Genomic DNA, 18,149 nt, shown 5'->3' with positions numbered 1-18,149 from the left:
GGACGGCCGCCACACACAGGGCCACGGGCACGGTGGCCTCCAAGTCCTTCTGGCGGCAAGGGAGTTCGTCGAGCACAGGCGGGGTGCCCTTCCTCACGAGCCCGATCGGGCGGGTGCCGCCGAACCCTACGGAAGCCCGTGGGCGCGCTCGGCGATCCAGCCGGCCATCGCCCGTACGCCGACACCGATGGCGCGCTCGTCCGGCGAGAAGTCGGGGTAGTGCGGAAAGCTCGTCATGATGGGTGCTCCGGGAGCGCGGACGCCGAGGAAGGTGTACGTACCGGGGATCCGGTCCAGGTAGAGGGCGAAGTCCTCGCCGTTGAAGGGGAAGGCGGCATGCAGCTCGATGACCGCCTTCCCGCCGACGGTACGGCGCAGGTGGCGGGCGAGCTGGTCGCCCTCGCGCTCCGGGCAGACCATGGCCGGGAACGGCTCGGCGGGGAAGCGGGTCGCGGCCCCCGCGTACCGCAGGCTCATGCGGCGGATGTCCGCACGGACCTCCGTGTACCGCTCCGGCGGCCAGCAGCGGTACGACGCACTCACCGTGGCCTCCTGGGCTCTGGCGCGCAGGGCCACGAACCGGGCCAGCGGACCGTCGGGCGTCTCGACGTCGGCGACGAGGCGTTCCAGGTCCGCCGGGGTCTGCGGGACCGCCACCGTGGCGAGCGCGCCGAGGTCGGCGGCCAGGCGCCGCGCGGCATCGGGCGCGTCCGGCCCGGAGAAGGTCACCTCCGCCCTGTCCTGCCCCGGCAGCCCGTAGCCCGAGGTCACGGCGAACCGGCCGACCGGGAACGGCCCGCAGTGCAGCGCGTGGATCTCCTCGACACCCAGGCGCTCCAGCACCCCCGTGTCGATCAGGGCGCGGGCGCCTGACAGGGCCTCCTCGGCGGGCTGGAAGAGAAAGACCACCGTTCCGCTCAGCCGGTGCCGCAGCCGTGCCAGGACCTGGGCGACGCCGACACCCACCGTGGTGTGGACGTCGTGGCCGCAGACGTGGGCCGGCGCGGGACCCGTCCCGACGATGTCCGTGGGCGGGACCGCGTCCATGTCCGCCCGGTAGGCGACGGTCCGGCCCGGACGCGTACCCCGCAGGACACCGACGACACCGTGGCCGCCCACCCCGGTGGTCACCGTCAGCCCCGCCGCCCGCAGCTTCCTGGCCACCACGGCGGCCGTGCGCCGCTCCTGCCCCGGGACTTCGGGGTGCCGGTGGAGGTCCCGCCGCAGCTCGATCAACGCGCTCTCCAGCCGCGCCGCCTCGGCTGCCACGGCCGCCTGGCTCACCGGTCCTCCGCGCCCACCGGCCACGGCCTCCCCCGCACCGGCGAGCACCGCTCCCACACCGGCCGCTCCCACACCGGCCGCCGCCGCGCCCGCCAGTAACGTGCGGCGCGCGAAGGCGCGTTCCCTGGGACCACTCACGAGACGACTCACTGTTTCCCCTTCGGCTCACGTTGCCTTCCGGGACATACGATCGCCGATCACCGGTGCCGCTGCCCATCCAGCCGGCCACCATGGGAGGGGTGGGGGCAACCACACCACGGGAATGTGCCGCGTTGCCGAGGCCGAGCACCTGTCAGCGGGGGGCTGCTCAACGGATCACCCTGGCAAGCCCCTCGTTGAGCGGGTCATGGAGCGGATCACCGGCACGACCGTCTGGGCGCCGGAGCTGGCCCGCCGCCCGCCCAGCAGGGCCGTTGTCGCAGGCAGCGGCTACCTTGCAGGTCAGCACAGAACCAGGGCAGGTTGCAGGAAGAGGAGCGGCAATGGTCGTCGAGGTGGGGTACGCGCAGGCCTGGGACCTGGAGGCTTGTGCGCCCTGGCGGCCGATAGCCGCCGAGGAGGCCCGGGAGCGGGACGCCGCCGGGCTTCCGTACGTGGTGGTGTACCGGGAGCCGGGCCGGGAGGCTCCGCTGGAAGTCCGACTCGTCTCTTGGCGGGACAACTACGTCGGCCTGTGGGTCTACGACGCCCAAGGCCGCCGTACCTACGACCTGGACATGCGGCTGCTGGACGACCCCGCGCGGCTGCTGCGGCGGTACTCCGTCGGCTGGTACTACACAGGCCCAGAGATGGCGGAGTTCGACGAGGCGTGCCCACGCATCAGCGTGGACCTCTTCCCGGACGGGAGGGGCCGACGGACGGAGGAGCGGCAGGGGCGGGGCGGGGGCTCCTACGCCACCTCGCCCGGACTCCGGGACGACGAGCGCTGGATGGACCGCCCCGCCTTCGGGGAGTGGCCGCTGCTCTCGGCCCAGGTACACGGGCTCAGTGAGCCGCCGGCCTTCGAGGCGGCTGAGGTGGCCGAGGCAGCCGAGCCAGGTGACGGAGACGCCCCCGCCACCTGCTGGCGTCCGCCGCGCCCCGCGCAGCCCGGGCCGATCAACGAGTTGTTCCGGCCCGGGGTGCGTGTGACCGACGGGTACCACCCCGTGATGACCGTCGTGGAGCCGCGTAGGGTCGGCACCCTGCGCGTACCCAGCGGGCTGCTGGCCGTCTCCGGCCCGGACATCGACCACGGCGACGGGCCGCGCATCACGGTCCCCGTCCCGCCTGGGGAGTACGTACTCGACGAGGCGCGGGTCCGCTTCGACTACCGCTGTGAGTGGCGGGACGCCGCGGTCACGACCACGGAGCCCACGGCCGTCCGCCTGCTCGTCAGCGATGCCCCCGCCGCGACCTGGGAGACGGCCCTCGGTCCGGACGACGATCCCCGGCTGTTCATCGAGCAGCAGATAGCCGGCTTCGACACCGACGGCGCCACCGGCTGCTTCGCCGACGCCGGGGCCTGGGAGCCGCTCATCGCGCTCTTCGAGCGGGGGCTGATCCGGGGGGAGTCGGACCTGGATGGGTACGAGGACATCGACGACGGTTCCATGTTCATGCAGCGCACCTGGGACGAGGCTTCCGGCGGCGAGCTCATGTCCTTCGCGACGACCGGGGACGGTACCTACCCGGTGTGGGTCGGCCGTTCCGAGGCCGGTGAGGTAAGCGGCGTCGTGGTGCTGGTGGAGGGGATGCCCGAGCTGCTCCCGGAGCAGGACGGAACCCCCAGCGATGCGGCTGTGTAGACAGGGGCCTGCCTGCGGCCGCAGTCGCCAGCCTGGTTGCAGATGGTGACGATCTCGCACGGTTCACAACGCTCGCCCGCCTGGAGTCCGGGGTACATGTACACATCAGGTCAGCGGCGGGTGCCTCCCGAACTCGTGAACATCGACTTGGCCGCCTTCGGGGTGCCTCCCGCGCTCATCGACAAACGACTCCCGCTCTCGTGGACAAAGCCACGAGGCCACCGCCCCGGCGGGCGACATGTCGTCATCCGGATCCTGAGAAATTCCCGTACGGCGGAATGACAGGACTGAACGGCGGGTTGCCCGTGTCATGCCGTCTTCCTCGCCCTCTTCCGGCGCGCCACCGGCCGCTGCCCGGATGCCCCTCGCCGTCTACATCCTCGGCCTGTCCGTCTTCGCCCTCGGCACCAGCGAATTCATGCTCTCCGGCATCCTGCCGCCGCTCGCGGAGGACATGAACGTCTCCATCCCCCGCGCCGGACTGCTCATCTCCGCCTTCGCCATCGGCATGGTCGTCGGCGCCCCGCTCCTCGCCGCCGCCACCCAGCGGCTGCCGCGCAAGACCACGCTCATCGCGCTGATCAGCGTCTTCGGCCTCGGGCAGGTCGCCGGCGCGCTCGCGCCGAACTACTCCGTGCTCTTCGCCTCCCGTGTCGTGAGCGCCCTCGCCTGCGCCGGGTTCTGGGCGGTCGGGTCCGCCGTCGCCATCGCCATGGTGCCCTTCAACGCGCGGGCCAAGGCCATGGCCGTCATGATCGGCGGCCTGTCCGTCGCCAACGTCCTCGGCGTCCCCGCCGGCGCCTTCCTCGGCGAGCACCTCGGCTGGCGTTCCGCCTTCTGGGCCGTCGCCGTCGCCTCCGCCATCGCTCTCGTGGGTGTCGTCACCCGTATCCCGCGCATACCCCTGCCCGAGAAGCTCCCCCGCCTCAAGGGCGAGCTGGTCATCTACCGCGACCGCCAGGTCCTGCTGTCGATCGTCGTCACCGCGCTCGCCGCGGGCGGCGTCTTCTGCGCCTTCTCGTACCTCGCCCCGCTGCTCACCGACGTCTCCGGCCTCGACGCGGGCTGGGTCTCGCCCGTCCTCGGGCTCTTCGGCATCGGCGCGCTGATCGGTACGTACATCGGCGGCCGGGTCGCCGACGCCCGCCTCTTCGGCGTCCTGCTCAGCGGCATCACCGCCTCGACCGTCTTCCTCGTGGGGCTGGCGCTGTTCGCCGGCAGCCCGGCCGTCACGATCGTGCTGACCTTCCTGCTCGGCGTGTCCGCCTTCTACACGGCGCCCGCGCTCAACGCCCGGATGTTCAACGTCTCCGGCGCCGCCCCCACCCTCGGTGCCGCCACCACCACCGCCGCCTTCAACCTCGGCAACACCAGCGGCCCCTGGCTCGGCGGCGCCGTCATCGACGCCGACTTCGGCTACGCCTCCCCGGCCTGGGCGGGCGCCGCGATGACCCTCGTCGGCCTCGCCGCCGTCGCCCTCGCCCTGCGCCTGAGCCGTACGCCCGCCGCCGCCGGAAGCCGCGTGGTGGCCCGGGGCGAGACCGGCGCCGAGACCGTCTCCGCGCACCAGACGAACGCCGCCGACCGCGCCTGAGGCCCGCGCCGCGGGAGTCGGCCGGGACGTTCCCGCCGGCTCCCACCGGCTCCCACCGCCTGCGCGTCACGACGCGTCGGCTCCGTAGAGCGGGGAGGTTCCGGGCGCGCGAAAGCCCCGGACCGCCGTCCTCCGACGCGATCCGGGGCCACGGCCACCGGTCAGGAGCCGCCGCGTGACGTGGCGGCCTCGCTCAGACGCGGCGGGCGCGCCAGAGCCACACCGCCGTGCCGACGATGAGGGCAAGGCTTCCCAAGTTGCCCACGAGGGCCTGGACTTCGCCCGCCGACCAGCCGCTGATCACGTTCCAGGTGACGATGACGGTGGTCGGCACGACGACGGTGAGGAGCACGCCGCTCGTCTTCTGGACGGCGGTCCAGTGCACCGAGGTGCACAGAAGCACCGCACCGGTGATCCGGAACAGGAAGCCGAACACCGAGCCGGGGTCGAACGCCGCGTCCGGGCCGAGGGAGAAGACCATCGTGAAGGGCAGCGAGAGGCTGAGCATCAGGAGCGGGACCAGAGGGTGCACCTTGCCGCGCCGTACGGGCGCGTCCGCGTCGCCCTGGGGCGTGGCGCCGCCGGCCCCGTTCCCCGCCTCGGCCAGCGCCGTCGACGCGATCGTGCGGGGGTCCCCCAGCTCCGCGAGGATCTCTCCGACCGGGACGTCGGGCCGTTCGGTGCGCGTCACCTCTATGTGTTCGGCGAGGTCGGCCAGGAGTTCCTGGCGACGGTCGGCGGGAAGCGAGGAGCCCTCGCGTTCGACGGCGGAGAGGTAGTCGCGAACGGGGTCGGCAGAGGTCTTCACGTGAGGTCTCCGGTGGAGGGGGGCGAGGTGGCCAGGAAGGCGTCGACGGCATCGCGGAAGCCGGGCCAGACGCGGGTGAACTCGTCGAGCGCGGCCCGGCCGGCATCGGTGAGCGCGTAGTAGCGGCGGGGCGGCCCGGAGGCGGACTCCTGCCAGGTGGTGGTGACCAGGTCCTCACGGCGGAGCCGGGAGAGCAGCGGGTAGACCGTGCCCTGACTGGTGGCCAGGGCCCCGGAGTCCTCCAGGGCGCGGAGGAGCTCCACACCGTAGACGGGGCGGTCCCGCATCAGGGCGAGCACGCAGTACTCCAGAACCCCCTTGCGCAGCTGGGCCGCCGCCCGCGCCTGCTTGGTCGAATCACCTGGTTCCATGCGATGCAAGATACCTGGTGGGGCAAGTCCTTGGGAAGGAGTTTCTTCCTCGCGTGTCGCCGCCGGCTCGATGCCGAGGTCGCGCCCGGTGCGGCCGGCTCGGGTCGGCCGGCTCGGCATGCCCGGCTCGGCGCGCCCGGTTCGCTCAGCCCTTCCGGCCAGGCCCGCTCCGCGACGGGCGTACGGCGAGGAACCCGCACAGCGCCGCGAGGGGCAGTTCCGCCAGGACGGCCATGGCTGCGGCGACGGCCAGCTCCTGGCCGGGGGCGGAGGTCGCGAGGTCGACGCAGGCGTCGGCGAGGAGGAGCACCGCCGCGGCCGCCGCCGGCATGCGGTGCCGGGCGTCGCCGCGCGACAGGCGGCTGCCGGCGGTGAGTAACGCGGCGGCCTCCAGGGCGTCGAGGGCGACCCAGGCGGCGGCCTCTGCCGGCGGAAGGGTGCCGGCGAGGTAGCCGAGCCAGGGCAGCAGGGCGAGGCCCGCGCCCGTGAGGACGCGGCCCTGCCATCGACGGGCGCGGACATCCAAACGGGCGGCGGCGCGGGCGGCGGCTGCCGTCGCGTGACCGCGGTCGTCCACAGGGGTGTTGAAGGCGATGAGGGCCACGTCGGAGGTCTCTTCCGGTGTCTCGGGAACCCGGCCGTCGGGCTCCCGGTCAACCCTCCGGTCCGCGCCGCCCCGAGTCAGTAACGTTGTTGGCCGTCTTGGGGTGGCACCAGGTACACCCTCGGCAGGGCAGCCGGGTCCATGGCAGGCGGCGGCGACCCCCGCCTACGGTGGAGAAATGAAGATCCCGCCCCGGCTGCGGCGGGCGTGCACCCGCCTGACGCGCGACCTGTCGTTCCTCGCCCTCGGGGCGCCGCTCCATCTCCTCATGGGATTCCTGCTGTTCATGGCCTTCGGCCTGGTCTGGGAGACCGTCGCGGGGAACGACAGCAGCGCCCCGGTGATGCTGGGCTTCCTCCTGGTCCTGGCGGCGCTCTGCGTACCGGCGCTGACCGTGGCCCACGTCTGGCGCTTCCGGCGGCTGCTCGGGATCGGCATACCCCGCCCCGGGTGGCGGCGCCCGGGGCGCCAGTTCGGCTACCACTGCCTGGCAGGCGCCCTGTTCGGCACGCTCGAAGCACTGGCGGTGGGACTGCCGGCCGCCGGCCTGACCGCCGCCCTGACCTGCGTGTGGGTGTACGCGCTGCCGTGGCAGTGGCGGATCTCCCACCTCGGCTACTCCACACAGGCGGCGTATCTCTCGGCGGCGGGCCTGATCGCGCTGGCCGGCGTCCCGAGCCTGGCCGCCGCCGTCGTACGCCTGGAGAGCCATCTGACCCCCGCCCTGCTCGGCCACAGCCGGGAAGAGGACCTGGTGCGGCGGGTCGAGGACCTCACCGAGAGCCGGGCCGGCGCGCTGGACGCCGCGCACGCCGAACGGCGGCGCATCGAACGCGATCTGCACGACGGCGCCCAGCAACGGCTGGTGTCGCTGGCGCTGAACCTGGGCCTGGCCAAGGCCACCCTGGTGGATCTGCCGCCGGAGGCACACGAGGTGATCGACACCGCCCACCGGGAGGCGAAGGAGGCCATCGAGGAACTGAACAGTCTCGTCCGGGGCCTGCACCCCGCCGTCCTGGACGAACTCGGCCTGGACGCCGCCCTGTCCGGACTCGCCGCCCGCGCCCCGCTGCCCGTACGGCTGCGGGTCGACCTGCCCCGGCGGCCCGCGCCGGCGGTGGAGGCCGTCGCCTACTTCGTGGTCTCCGAGGCGCTGACGAACGTCGCCAAGCACGCGCCCGACGCGACCCGGGCGGAGGTGACGGTCACCCGGCTGGGCGGGATACTGCGGGTAGTGATCACGGACGACGGCCTGGGCGGGGCCGACTCCGCCCAGGGGAGCGGCCTCCCGGGGCTCGCCCAGCGGGTGCGGTCCGTCGACGGAACATTCCGGATGAGCAGTCCCGTGGGGGGACCGACCATGATGAGCGTGGAGCTGCCGTGCCAGAGCTGAGGGACGCCATCCCTGACCCGAGGGGTGCCGCCGCCGATCCGACGGACGCCACTCCCGGCCCGCGGCGGGAGGAGCCCGGCCCGAGGCGGGAGGAGCCCGGCCCGAGGCGGGAGGAGCCCGGCCCGAGGCGCGCGGTGATCGCCGAGGACTCCGTGCTGCTGCGGATGGGGCTGGTCAAGGTCGTGGAGATGGCCGGCTTCGAGGTCGCCGCCGAGGTGGGCGACGCGCAGGCGCTGCTGGCCGCGGTCGAGGAGCACCGGCCCGACTTGGCGCTGGTCGACGTCCGGATGCCCCCGGGCTTCACGGACGAGGGAGTCCGCGCCGCCCTGTCGATCCGCCGCAGCCGGCCGTCGACCGCCCTGCTGCTGCTCTCCCAGTACGTCGAGGAGCGCTACGCGGCCGACCTGCTCGCCGCCAACACCAGCGGCGTGGGCTACCTCCTCAAGCAACGGGTCGCGGACGTCGAGGAGTTCATCGAGGCGCTGCGCCGGGTGGCGGACGGCGGGACCGCGCTCGATCCGCAGGTCGTCGCCCAGTTGCTGGTACGACGGTCGAGCGACCCGCTGGACCGGCTGACCGCCCGCGAACGGGACGTCCTCGCCCTCATGGCCGAGGGCCGCTCCAACGCGGGCATCGCCGCCCAGCTGGTGGTCAGCGAGAGCGCCGTCGCCAAGCACATCAACAGCATCCTCTCCAAGCTCGACCTCCCCAGGGCGGACGCCGACCACCGCCGGGTGCTCGCGGTGCTGCGGTTCCTGGGCGTGGGCGCCCAGTAACCCGGTCCCACGGTGGGCGGCGGTCCCGCACAGGCTGTGGACGGCCGGCGCGCGACTACGCGTCGCAGCTCTGATCGCGTGCGGGAAGCCGCCCCGTACGCAGGTAGGTGTTGACGCTGTCGTCGACGCAGGTGTTGCCGTACTCGCCGTACAGGCCGTGCTGGCGGGCGCCCTTCACGGTGAGCAGCCGGGAGCTCGGCCACTGCGCGCGCAGGTCCCGGGCGCCGGCGTAACCGGTGCGGGGGTCGTCGGTGGCGTTGACCAGCAGGGCCGGGACGTCGTTGTCGAGGACGGTCGGCGCCTCGGCGGGCCGCTTCCAGAACTCGCACGGGTTGATGTCGTTCGCCAGCGGTCCGACGAGGGGGTACCGCTCGCGGGACTTCTCGACGTCCCGCCAGTAGGTGCCGACGCCGCGCCGCTCGGCCACGTCGCCGCAGAGGATCGCGGTCATCTGGCTGGACGGGGCCGATCCCGCCCCGGTCAGCAGGAACTCCAGCTGGCCGGCGAGGGCTTCGGACGGCGGGGCCGGCTTCCGGTCGGCGGCGCGCGCCAGGACCCGTACGGTCTCGGCCACGCCGGCCCGCCGCTCGTCGCGGTCGCTGCCGAGGCCGGCGACGATGAGCCCGGGGGCCATGTGCTCGTCCACCTGGTACGCGCCTATGCGCAGCGGCCGGTCCGAGGCGGCGTCCACGATGTGCCGCACCGTCGCGAGGACCTTCGCGCGGGTGTCGCCCAGCCCGTACGTGGTGTGCCGGGCCGCGGCCCACGACGCCCACGCGCCCAGCGCCGCCTCGTTGGACTCCTCGGCGCCGCGCAGCAGGTTCTGGTCGATGTACTTCGGGGAGGCGACGCCGTCGAGCACCATACGGTCGGTGCGGCCGGGGAAGAGCTGCGAGTAGACCTGGCCGAGGTAACTGCCGTAGGAGTAAGCGAAATAGGAGAGCTTCTTCTCGCCGAGGGCGGCGCGGATGACGTCCATGTCGCGGGCGGTGTTGCGGGTGGTGACGTACGGCAGCACGTCCCCGTTGGTGCGCTCGCACCGCGCGGCCATGTCGCGCGCGAGGGCGACTTCCTCGCGGTACGCGGCCCGGTCGGCGCCCGCCGAGCGGAGGAAGGCGGAACCGGTGTCCCAGCCGCAGTCCAGCGGGGTGCTGCGGCCGACGAAGCGCGGGTCCATGCCGATCAGGTCGTAGCGGCCGGCGACCTCGCCCATCACCGGCGCGGCGCCGAGCGGCATGTCGAGGCTCGGGCCGGCCGGTCCCCCGTTGTTGAGCAGCAGCGCGCCGACGTGGTGGGCCGTGTCGCCGCCCTTCAGACGGGAGACGGCGACGGTGAGCGTGCGGCCGCCGGGGCGGGTGTAGTCGAGCGGCACGGTGATGTCTGCGCAGTCGGCTCCGGCGGCGTCCAGCGCCTTCCCGGCCTCATCTCCGGCGCCCTGGGCGCAGGCGTGCCAGTCGACCCGCTGGTCGTGGAAACGGGCCAGCGGGTCCGGGGCGGTCGCGGCCGTCGCCGTGACCGTCGTCGTGGCCGTGGCCGTGCCCGCGAGCAGCACCGCGCACGCCGCGAACGTCCTGATACGTCGAGAGATTGCCATGCCCGAAGCCTAGGAACGGCGGGCACCCCGGCGACTCCGGGAAGTCCCTGAAAACGCGTCAGGGTCGACCCTGAAAGATCTCCGAGGTGCCGCGCTCAACCACCGCGCGGGCACCGCCCGACGGATCGGGCGGACCGACGGCTCATACGGCCTGACGGCTCAGGCGGCGGGGCCGCCGAGGTGCCGTACGAAGAAGTCCGCGGCCTCCCCGCCGACCCGTACCCGGGCCGTGGGGTCGGCCGGTTCCGGCGCGAAGAAGTCGTCGTGGCGGACGTCCGGACCGGCCGAGTGGCCGCTCGCCGTGGGGATGTGCTCCAGGTAGGGCCGGGTGTCGGCCTCGTACGGATTGACGGTGTCCGCCCCGCCCCAGCGGATGCCCACCGGCACCCGCACGGCCGCCAGGCTCTCCCGGGTCACCAGGGCGCCGACCCCCGGCGCCACCTGGAACACCGCCCGTACCCGGGGATCGGAGAGGTCGCCCGCCGCGGCCTCCACCATCCGCCGCGCCGCCGCGTCCAGCGGGTACGTCCGCCGCCAGGCGTCCAGCGCGTCCGGGAACTCGGGGATCTCGGGCAGCGGTATCTCGCCGGCCAGCACCGCCCACAGGATGCCCGGATCGACCCGGGCCCCGGCGAGGGCCGCGACCGAGGGGCCGCGCAAGGTTCCGTTCAAGGTGCCGCGCAAGGTTCCGTGCAAGGTGCCGCGCAAGGTTCCGTGCAAGGTTCCGTGCAAGGTTCCGTGCAAGGTTCCGTGCAAGGCCCTTCCCGAGGGCTCGTGTACGGGTCCCTCGTGCGGGTCGTCGGGTGGTGCGCCGGGCGCGTCGGCGGGCCCGGCCCGGTGGCCTACGCGCCATGCTGGCCGGGACCCGAGGGAGTACCGCATGGCGTCCATGCCCCCGCCCTGTCCCCAGTGCCCGCCGCCCGCGCCCATGCTCTGGAAGGACACCACCGACACGCGGCCCGACGCGCCCGGCCTCTGGAAGTGGTACTGCACCGCCTGCGACCGGCACTGGGACCCCGCCCCCGCGCGCGTACCGGGGCGCCGGACCTGACGCCCGGCGGAACCACACCCTCGCGTGGCACCCTCGCGTACGACGACTACCGCGCCTCGTAGGGGGTCAGGCAGCCGCCGCCCGGGAGCCCCGGGGCCGGACGGCCCTTGGGACGGCGCAGGCCCGCGGCGGTGAGGCGGAGGAGGAGTTCCTTCGAACCGACCTCGATCGCGCCCGCCGCGACGGCGGAGGCGTAGTAGTCGGACGGGACGTCGTAGTGGTCGCGCTCGAAGGCGCGGGCCGGGCAGCCGATGCCGGCGGCGAAGGTATGGAGCTCGGCGAAGGAGACGTCGCTGACCAGGTGCGACCACATGCGGCCGTGGCCCGGCCAGGTGGGCGGGTCGATGTAGAGGGTCATGCCCGGGCCCCTGTCGCCGTCGTGGTCCTCGTTCCCGTCCCCGTTCCCGCGACCGTTCCCGCGACCGTTCCCGTAACCGCCGTCCCCGTGACCGCCGCCGTCCCCGCCGCCGTCACGTCAGGCCGCCCACCGGCGCGACCACCACTCCCTGCTTGCCACAGACCCAGTGCGGGTCGGGGCCCAGCTCGGGTTCGACGTCAAGGGCGTGCGGGTCGCCCGAGGAGCAGACGGGGCACAGCGGCCAGCGGCCGTACCGTTCGAGAAGGGAGTCCTGCACGTCCTGCGCGACCAGGCCGGCGACGAAGGAGCGGCCCTCGGGCCACTGCTCGACCCACCAGCGGCGGTGCGTCACGGCGTCCTCGACCATCGAGACGACCTCGGCCATGGCGACGTCGCGCGCCGCCAGGTCGGCGAGAACCAGGGCGCGGGCGGCGTGGAGCGACTGCTCCACGGGGTCGATCTCGTCCATGTTCACATTGTCACCCCGGTGGGGCCAAGGGGACCAACGGCCTCGGGGTACACATCGCGCCCCCACGCCCTATTGACGCCCCTCACGGCCGAAAATATCTTTCAGCTGTGACCTATGACGTGAAGGAAAGTTTCACCAGCGTTCCGGAGCAGCCCTCCGCGGCCACGTCCCCCGCCACCGCTGCCGCCGCCACACCGGCCCCGCCCGCCCCCGCCGCGCTCGCGGCGAAGGTCCGCACCCTCGCGCCGTCCATGACCCGCTCCATGCAGCGGGTCGCCGAAGCCGTCGCCGCGGACCCGGCCGGCTGCGCCGCCCTCACGGTCACCGGCCTCGCCGAACTCACCGGCACCAGCGAGGCCACCGTCGTCCGCACCGCCCGCCTGCTCGGCTATCCCGGCTACCGCGATCTGCGCCTCGCCCTCGCCGGGCTCGCCGCCCAGCAGCAGTCGGGCCGCGCGCCGGCCGTCACCGCCGACATCGCGGTCGACGACCCGGTCGCGGACGTCGTCGCCAAGCTCGCGTACGACGAGCAGCAGACCCTCGCCGACACCGCCGCCGGGCTCGACACCGTCCAGCTAGGCGCCGCCGTCGCCGCCCTCGCCACCGCTCGCCGGATCGACATCTACGGCATCGGCGCCTCCGGCCTCGTCGCCCAGGACCTGGGCCAGAAGCTGCTCCGGATCGGCCTCGTCGCGCACGCCCACAGCGACCCGCACCTCGCCGTCACCAACGCCGTACAGCTCCGCTCCGGCGACGTCGCCATCGCCATCACGCACTCCGGCTCCACCGGCGACGTCATAGAACCGCTGCGCGTCGCCTTCGACCACGGCGCCACCACCGTCGCCATCACGGGCCGCCCGGACGGTCCGGTGGCGCAGTACGCCGACCACGTCCTGACCACCTCCACGGCCCGCGAGAGCGAACTGCGCCCCGCCGCCATGTCGTCCAGAACCAGTCAACTCCTGGTCGTGGACTGTCTGTTCACCTGTGTCACGCAGCGTACGTACGAGACGGCCGCCCCGGCCCTCGCGGCCTCGTACGAGGCCCTGGCGCACCGCCACACCCCACGCAACCGCTGACCGCCGACCGCCGACCGCCGACCGCCGACCGCCCACCCCTGTCGAAGTCCTCGACCCCGCTCCACCCCTCCCACCGCTCCACCGCACCTCCCAACCCCCCAACCCGCTCGAACCGCTGAGAGAGCACCGTGTCCACGACACCCACGTACTCCGAGCTGCGCGCCCAGCTGGCCACCCTCACCACCGAGGCGTTCCGCCCCGAACTCGCCGACATCGACCGGCTTCCCACCCTCGACATCGCCCGGATCATGAACGGCGAGGACCGGACCGTCCCCGCCGCCGTCGCCGGGCAGCTGCCCGCCCTCGCCGCCGCCATCGACGCCACCGCCGCGCGCATGGCCCGCGGCGGCCGTCTCCTCTACCTGGGCGCCGGCACCGCCGGGCGGCTCGGGGTGCTCGACGCCAGCGAGTGCCCGCCCACCTTCAACACCGACCCGGCGCAGGTCGTCGGCCTCATCGCGGGCGGCCCAGGCGCCATGGTCCAGGCGGTGGAGGGCGCCGAGGACTCCAAGGAACTCGCCGCCGCCGACCTGGACGCGCTGAAGCTGACCGCCGACGACACGGTGGTCGGCATCTCCGCCTCCGGCCGTACGCCGTACGCCATCGGCGCCGTCGAACACGCCCGCGCGCGGGGGGCGCTCACCATCGGCCTGTCGTGCAACGCCGACAGCCCGCTCGCGGCGGCGGCCGAGCACGGCATCGAGATCGTCACCGGGCCCGAACTCATCACCGGATCCACCCGGTTGAAGGCGGGCACGGCCCAGAAGCTCGTCCTCAACATGATCTCGACGATCACCATGATCCGGCTCGGCAAGACGTACGGGAACCTGATGGTCGACGTCCGCGCCTCCAACGACAAGCTCCAGGCGCGCTCGCGCCGCATCGTGGCCCTCGCCACCGGAGCGCCGGACGAGCGGATCGAGAGCGCGCTCGCCGCCGCGGACGGAGAGGTGAAGACCGCCGTCCTGATGATCCTCGCCGGTGTCGACGACGCCGCCGAGGCGGAACGGCGGCTGGCCAGGACCCGCGGCCATCTGCGGGCGGCCCTCGACCAGCCCTGACCTGCCCTCGGCCGGACGGGTGGTCCGGCGGCCCGGGGCGCGTACCACCCCCACGCGGCATGGCACCACCGCACCATGAGCACCGACGACCGACACCACGACTCCGACGACTCCCACGCCGCCCACAGCGCCCACCACGCCCTCGCCGCCGCGATCCTCCCGCTCGTCGGCGGCACCGCGAACATCGAGTCCGTGGCCCACTGCATGACCCGGCTCCGGCTGGGGCTGCGGGATCGCACGCGCGTACGGGAGGCGGAGCTGAGGGCCCTGCCGGCCGTGCTGGGGGTGGTGGAGGACGACACGTACCAGATCGTGCTCGGGCCGGGCGTCGTCGCACGGGTCGCACCCGAGGTCGAGGCACTGGTGGCGCGAGCCGCCGCGGCCGGAGCCGACAGCCACGACGCCGAAGCCCTCGCCGGCAAGGGCGCGGCGATCAAGGCGGACCGGAAGGCCCGGAACGCCACCCCCGCCAAACTCCTCCTCCGGCGGATCGCGAACATCTTCGTCCCGCTCATCCCCGCCCTCATCGGCTGCGGCATCATCGCCGGCCTCAACGGCCTGCTCGTCAACCTCGGTTGGCTGCCCGGCCTCACCCCGGCCCTCACCGCGCTCGCCAACGGCTTCATGGCCCTCCTCGCGGTCTTCGTCGGCTATAACACCGCCAAGGAGTTCGGTGGCACGCCCATCCTCGGCGGCGCGGTCGCGGCGATCATCGTGTACGCGGGCGTGGCCAAGGTCGAGGTCTTCGGCCGGCCCCTCTCCCCCGGCCAGGGCGGGGTGCTCGGCGCGCTCGGCGCGGCGGTGCTCGCGGTGTACGTGGAGAAGTGGTGCCGCCGCCGGGTGCCGGAGGCCCTGGACGTGCTGGTCACCCCGACGGTCACCGTGCTCGTCGCCGGCCTGGCCACCCTCTACGGCCTGATGTTCGTGGCCGGTGAAGTCGCCAGCCTCATCGGCGAGTTCGCGCACTGGCTGCTCGCCCACGCGGGCCCCGGCGCCGGGTTCGTCCTCGGCGGACTGTTCCTGCCCCTGGTGATGCTCGGCCTGCACCAGGCCCTCATCCCGATCCACACCACCCTCATCGAGCAGGAGGGCTACACGGTGCTGCTCCCCATCCTCGCGATGGCGGGCGCGGGCCAGGTCGGCGCGGCCCTGGCCGTCTATCTGCGCCTCTCCCGCAACGGCTCGATCCGCCGCACCATCCGCTCGGCCCTCCCGACCGGCCTCCTCGGCGTCGGCGAACCCCTCATCTACGGCGTCTCGTTGCCCCTGGGCCGCCCGTTCGTCACGGCCTGCGTCGGCGGCGCGTTCGGCGGCGCCTTCATCGGACTCTTCGACATGCTCGGCCACACGATCGGTTCGACCGCCATCGGCCCCTCGGGCTGGGCCCTCTTCCCGCTCCTCGCCGGCAGCGGCGGCCTCGGCCCGACGGCCGCGATCTACGCGGGCGGCCTGCTGGTCGGCTACACGACGGGCTTCCTCGCCACGTACTTCTTCGGCCTCGGCAAGAACCTGCTCGAAGAGTTCAACGTGAGCCCGGCCCAGGACCCGGCCCCGGAACCGGAGAAGAGCCGACAGGATTCCCCCACCCCGACCTCCGGAACCCCTGGCTCCCCCGAAACCCCCGAAGCCTCCGACCCCGACGCCCCACCCCGCCCCGAACCGGCCGGCCTCTGACCGCCGGCCTCTGACCACTGACCGCCGCACCCCAGGGGAGCGTGGGAGCTGTCTAGACTCCGGGGCATGTCCATGGAGCCGAAGAGCGAGCCGACGGCAGAGACCGGGATCGATCCGCGGGTCGTCGCCGACCTCGCCCCGACCGGGGTGCTGCGCGCGTCGATCAATCTCGGCAATCCCGTGCTGGCGCGGGGGACTTCGGAGGATCCGGGCGGGATCACCGTGGATCTCGCGCGGGAGATCGGGGCGCGGCTCGGGGTGCCGGTGGAGCTGGTGTGCTTCGACGCGGCGCGCAAATCGTACGAGGCGATGGCGAGCGGACGGGCCGATCTGTGTTTTCTCGCCGTCGAGCCGGCGCGGGAGGCGGAGGTGGCGTTCACGGCTCCGTACGTCGTCATCGAGGGCGTGTACGCCGTGCCGCGCGGCTCCGCGCTGCGCACCCCGGCGGACGTGGACGCGCCCGGCGTGCGGATCGGGGTGAAGGAGGGGTCCGCGTACGACCTGTTCCTCACGCGTACGCTGCGGCACGCGACGCTGGTCCGGGGCGCGGAGGGCGTCGACACCTTCGCGGAACGGGAGTTGGAGGCGGGCGCCGGGATCCGACAGCCGATGACGACGTACGCGGCGGCGCATCCGGAGGTGCGGCTCGTCGAGGAGCGCTTCATGGAGATCCGGCAGGCGGTCGGCACGACGATCGGGCGGGCGCCGGAGACGGTCGCGTATCTGAGGGCGACAGTCGAGGAGTTGAAGACGAACGGCTTCGTCGCCGCATCTCTTCGTCGCTCCGGACAGGATGCGAACGTGGCGGCCGCTCCGGCGAGTTGACGGCTTCAGGGCGATCCGAAACGGACCCTGGGCGGCCCCTCGCGCCCCCTCCCGGACCACCCGCCGGGGCACGGGACACCAGCCCCCGCACCCATGCGCGTACGCCCGCCCACACCCCGTCCAGCGCCTCGCCGCCAACCCGCCACACCCGCTCCGACCTGGTCTTTTATCATCCCGGACCCTAGCGTTCAGCCATGGAAACGGACCTGGATCGCACCACCCGTACCACCGACGACACCCTCCGCCTCCTGGACGGGCTCTTCGCCGACGACCACACCAAATGGCAGGGTTTCTACGAGGACCGGGACCGTCCCGTCCCCTTCTTCGCCGACAAGCCCGACGAGAGCCTGGCCGGCCATCTCGACCAGGGGCCGCCGCCCTCCTCCGGCCGTGCCCTCGACCTGGGCTGCGGACCCGGCCGCAACTCCCTCCACCTCGCCCGGCACGGCTACGAGGTCGACGCCGTCGACCTCTCCGCCGACGCGCTCGCCTGGGCCCGCGAGCGTGTCCGGGAGGCGGGCCCCGAGGTCGGCGACCGCGTCCGCTTCCTGCACGGCGACGTGTTCGGACCGGACCTGCCCGAGGTCGGCGACGCCGGCCCGTACGACCTGATCCACGACTCCGGCTGCTTCCACCACCTCGCGCCCCACCGGCGCGCCACCTACCGGGAGTTCGTGGCCCGGCACCTCGCCCCCGGCGGCCACTTCTCCCTCGTCTGCTTCGCCTCCGGCCCCGGCGGGATGGGGTCCGAACTCCCCGACGCCGCCTTCTACCGCGACCGCAGCCTCCACGGCGGTCTCGCCTACACCCCCGCCGCCCTGCGCGCCCTCTTCTCGGGTCCGCAGCCCGCCGACCTGACAGAGATCGCCCTGCGCCGCATGCGCGACGAACCCGCCGACTCCCCGCGCTTCGGCGAGTCGTTCCTGTGGACCGGGCTATGGCGTCGTGGCGGTACGCGGTGACAGACAGAACGGATGACCCGCCGGGTCCGTGAGGACGAGGAAGCGCCCGGCGTCCGGCTGGTGCTTCGGGCGTACGGCGCCCAGGGCGAGCAGCCGGGCCTCGGTCTCCGCGAGGTCGTCGACGTCGAAGTCCAGGTGGAGTTGCTGCGGGACGTCCTGGGCCGGCCAGTTCGGGGCGCGGTAGCCGGCCACGCGCTGGAAGCCGATGAGCAGGCCGCCCGCGGGCTGCACGACCCCGGCGAACTCGGCGTGGTTGCGGGGGTGCAGCGGCAGACCGGTGGCCCGGTGGTAGAAGTCGGCGAGCGCCAGCGGGTCGGCGCAGTCGAGGGTGATCGCGGAAAGCTGCATGATCCTCACCCTAGGGACGCCCCGCCGCCCGCCTGCGCGTTTGCCTCTCCCCCGCGTGTTCCCGCCCCGGGCCTCCCCGCCCACCGCGCGGTATTTCCCTGGCCGGGCCGC

Annotated in this window: 19 protein-coding genes; 10 read left to right on the top strand and 9 right to left on the bottom strand. The window is 73.5% G+C overall.

Annotated features, from left to right (window positions below; all coding sequences use genetic code 11):
* Positions 1-126: 126 nt before the first annotated feature.
* Positions 127-1,422: a M20 metallopeptidase family protein gene (locus ABZ693_RS06650; protein WP_359874078.1), complete on the bottom strand. Its 1,296-nt coding sequence runs from the start codon at positions 1,420-1,422 to the stop codon at positions 127-129.
* 344 nt (positions 1,423-1,766) lie between these two features.
* Here ABZ693_RS06650 and ABZ693_RS06645 point away from each other — a divergent pair, with 344 nt between their 5' ends.
* Entirely contained in the window at positions 1,767-3,071 is a 1,305-nt protein-coding gene (locus ABZ693_RS06645; protein WP_359874075.1) for a DUF4241 domain-containing protein, read from the top strand.
* A 358-nt stretch (positions 3,072-3,429) separates the two neighbouring features.
* Positions 3,430-4,665 (top strand): Cmx/CmrA family chloramphenicol efflux MFS transporter, encoded by a 1,236-nt coding sequence (locus ABZ693_RS06640; RefSeq protein WP_359874072.1) that lies wholly within the window; start codon positions 3,430-3,432, stop codon positions 4,663-4,665.
* Positions 4,666-4,858: 193 nt separating this feature from the next.
* Here ABZ693_RS06640 and ABZ693_RS06635 read toward each other — a convergent pair whose 3' ends face one another.
* The 3 genes from ABZ693_RS06635 to ABZ693_RS06625 all read right to left on the bottom strand — a co-directional run bounded on the left by ABZ693_RS06635 (position 4,859) and on the right by ABZ693_RS06625 (position 6,448).
* Positions 4,859-5,473: an HAAS signaling domain-containing protein gene (locus ABZ693_RS06635; RefSeq protein ID WP_359874070.1), complete on the bottom strand. Its 615-nt coding sequence runs from the start codon at positions 5,471-5,473 to the stop codon at positions 4,859-4,861.
* Positions 5,470-5,844 (bottom strand): PadR family transcriptional regulator, encoded by a 375-nt coding sequence (locus ABZ693_RS06630; RefSeq protein ID WP_359874068.1) that lies wholly within the window; start codon positions 5,842-5,844, stop codon positions 5,470-5,472. The genes ABZ693_RS06635 and ABZ693_RS06630 overlap by 4 nt, the downstream gene beginning before the upstream one ends.
* Positions 5,845-5,989: 145 nt before the next feature.
* Positions 5,990-6,448, bottom strand: a complete 459-nt coding sequence (locus tag ABZ693_RS06625; protein ID WP_359874066.1) for a hypothetical protein — start codon at positions 6,446-6,448, stop codon at positions 5,990-5,992.
* 178 nt (positions 6,449-6,626) lie between these two features.
* On the opposite strand from ABZ693_RS06625, the gene ABZ693_RS06620 reads away from it, so the two are divergent.
* Both ABZ693_RS06620 and ABZ693_RS06615 read left to right on the top strand, forming a co-directional pair.
* Positions 6,627-7,841 carry a sensor histidine kinase gene (locus tag ABZ693_RS06620; RefSeq protein ID WP_359874064.1) on the top strand — a complete coding sequence of 405 codons (1,215 nt, stop codon included), beginning with the start codon at positions 6,627-6,629 and terminating at the stop codon, positions 7,839-7,841.
* Positions 7,842-7,975: 134 nt separating this feature from the next.
* Positions 7,976-8,617: a response regulator gene (locus tag ABZ693_RS06615; RefSeq protein WP_359874355.1), complete on the top strand. Its 642-nt coding sequence runs from the start codon at positions 7,976-7,978 to the stop codon at positions 8,615-8,617.
* Positions 8,618-8,672: 55 nt separating this feature from the next.
* Here the strand turns inward: ABZ693_RS06615 and ABZ693_RS06610 are convergent, their stop codons facing one another.
* On the bottom strand, positions 8,673-10,211 hold the full coding sequence (locus ABZ693_RS06610; RefSeq protein WP_359874062.1) for an alpha/beta hydrolase: 1,539 nt from the start codon (positions 10,209-10,211) through the stop codon (positions 8,673-8,675).
* Positions 10,212-10,370: 159 nt separating this feature from the next.
* Positions 10,371-10,883 carry an alpha/beta hydrolase gene (locus ABZ693_RS06605; RefSeq protein ID WP_359874060.1) on the bottom strand — a complete coding sequence of 171 codons (513 nt, stop codon included), beginning with the start codon at positions 10,881-10,883 and terminating at the stop codon, positions 10,371-10,373.
* A gap of 208 nt (positions 10,884-11,091) precedes the next feature.
* On the opposite strand from ABZ693_RS06605, the gene ABZ693_RS06600 reads away from it, so the two are divergent.
* Positions 11,092-11,262 carry a hypothetical protein gene (locus ABZ693_RS06600; protein ID WP_359874058.1) on the top strand — a complete coding sequence of 57 codons (171 nt, stop codon included), beginning with the start codon at positions 11,092-11,094 and terminating at the stop codon, positions 11,260-11,262.
* A gap of 46 nt (positions 11,263-11,308) precedes the next feature.
* On the opposite strand, the gene ABZ693_RS06595 is transcribed toward ABZ693_RS06600, so the two are convergent.
* Positions 11,309-11,620: a DUF4031 domain-containing protein gene (locus tag ABZ693_RS06595; protein WP_359874056.1), complete on the bottom strand. Its 312-nt coding sequence runs from the start codon at positions 11,618-11,620 to the stop codon at positions 11,309-11,311.
* Positions 11,621-11,732: 112 nt separating this feature from the next.
* Positions 11,733-12,089 (bottom strand): DUF8819 family protein, encoded by a 357-nt coding sequence (locus tag ABZ693_RS06590; RefSeq protein WP_359874054.1) that lies wholly within the window; start codon positions 12,087-12,089, stop codon positions 11,733-11,735.
* 107 nt (positions 12,090-12,196) lie between these two features.
* Here ABZ693_RS06590 and ABZ693_RS06585 point away from each other — a divergent pair, with 107 nt between their 5' ends.
* The 5 genes from ABZ693_RS06585 (at position 12,197) to ABZ693_RS06565 (ending at position 17,690) form a co-directional block, all read left to right on the top strand.
* Positions 12,197-13,168, top strand: a complete 972-nt coding sequence (locus ABZ693_RS06585; RefSeq protein ID WP_359874052.1) for a MurR/RpiR family transcriptional regulator — start codon at positions 12,197-12,199, stop codon at positions 13,166-13,168.
* A gap of 128 nt (positions 13,169-13,296) precedes the next feature.
* Positions 13,297-14,229, top strand: coding sequence for an N-acetylmuramic acid 6-phosphate etherase (murQ, locus tag ABZ693_RS06580; RefSeq protein WP_359874050.1), 933 nt, complete (start codon positions 13,297-13,299; stop codon positions 14,227-14,229).
* A 75-nt stretch (positions 14,230-14,304) separates the two neighbouring features.
* Complete coding sequence (locus tag ABZ693_RS06575; RefSeq protein WP_359874048.1) at positions 14,305-15,903, top strand: PTS transporter subunit EIIC; 1,599 nt, start codon at positions 14,305-14,307, stop codon at positions 15,901-15,903.
* Positions 15,904-15,975: 72 nt separating this feature from the next.
* Entirely contained in the window at positions 15,976-16,728 is a 753-nt protein-coding gene (locus tag ABZ693_RS06570; RefSeq protein WP_359874353.1) for a transporter substrate-binding domain-containing protein, read from the top strand.
* 206 nt (positions 16,729-16,934) lie between these two features.
* Entirely contained in the window at positions 16,935-17,690 is a 756-nt protein-coding gene (locus ABZ693_RS06565) for a class I SAM-dependent methyltransferase (protein WP_359874352.1), read from the top strand.
* Here ABZ693_RS06565 and ABZ693_RS06560 read toward each other — a convergent pair.
* Positions 17,664-18,038, bottom strand: a complete 375-nt coding sequence (locus ABZ693_RS06560; protein ID WP_359874046.1) for a VOC family protein — start codon at positions 18,036-18,038, stop codon at positions 17,664-17,666. The genes ABZ693_RS06565 and ABZ693_RS06560 overlap by 27 nt on opposite strands.
* Between the last annotated feature and the right edge of the window lie 111 nt (positions 18,039-18,149).

The sequence above is a fragment of the Streptomyces laurentii genome (genome assembly GCF_040635425.1).
GTDB classification, from domain to species: Bacteria; Actinomycetota; Actinomycetes; order Streptomycetales; family Streptomycetaceae; genus Streptomyces; species Streptomyces laurentii.
This window is presented reverse-complemented; position numbering and strand designations above follow the sequence as displayed.

What these genes read in the sequence shown, in the direction of transcription:
- ABZ693_RS06630 (WP_359874068.1), bottom strand. Translation starts at nt 5,844, where the DNA reads ATGGAACCAGGTGATTCGACCAAGCAGGCGCGGGCGGCGGCCCAGCTG.
- ABZ693_RS06620 (WP_359874064.1), top strand. Translation starts at nt 6,627, where the DNA reads ATGAAGATCCCGCCCCGGCTGCGGCGGGCGTGCACCCGCCTGACGCGC.
- ABZ693_RS06560 (WP_359874046.1), bottom strand. Translation starts at nt 18,038, where the DNA reads ATGCAGCTTTCCGCGATCACCCTCGACTGCGCCGACCCGCTGGCGCTC.
- ABZ693_RS06570 (WP_359874353.1), top strand. Translation starts at nt 15,976, where the DNA reads ATGGAGCCGAAGAGCGAGCCGACGGCAGAGACCGGGATCGATCCGCGG.
- ABZ693_RS06610 (WP_359874062.1), bottom strand. Translation starts at nt 10,211, where the DNA reads ATGGCAATCTCTCGACGTATCAGGACGTTCGCGGCGTGCGCGGTGCTG.
- ABZ693_RS06590 (WP_359874054.1), bottom strand. Translation starts at nt 12,089, where the DNA reads ATGGACGAGATCGACCCCGTGGAGCAGTCGCTCCACGCCGCCCGCGCC.
- ABZ693_RS06575 (WP_359874048.1), top strand. Translation starts at nt 14,305, where the DNA reads ATGAGCACCGACGACCGACACCACGACTCCGACGACTCCCACGCCGCC.
- ABZ693_RS06600 (WP_359874058.1), top strand. Translation starts at nt 11,092, where the DNA reads ATGGCGTCCATGCCCCCGCCCTGTCCCCAGTGCCCGCCGCCCGCGCCC.
- ABZ693_RS06595 (WP_359874056.1), bottom strand. Translation starts at nt 11,620, where the DNA reads ATGACCCTCTACATCGACCCGCCCACCTGGCCGGGCCACGGCCGCATG.
- ABZ693_RS06645 (WP_359874075.1), top strand. Translation starts at nt 1,767, where the DNA reads ATGGTCGTCGAGGTGGGGTACGCGCAGGCCTGGGACCTGGAGGCTTGT.
- ABZ693_RS06640 (WP_359874072.1), top strand. Translation starts at nt 3,430, where the DNA reads ATGCCCCTCGCCGTCTACATCCTCGGCCTGTCCGTCTTCGCCCTCGGC.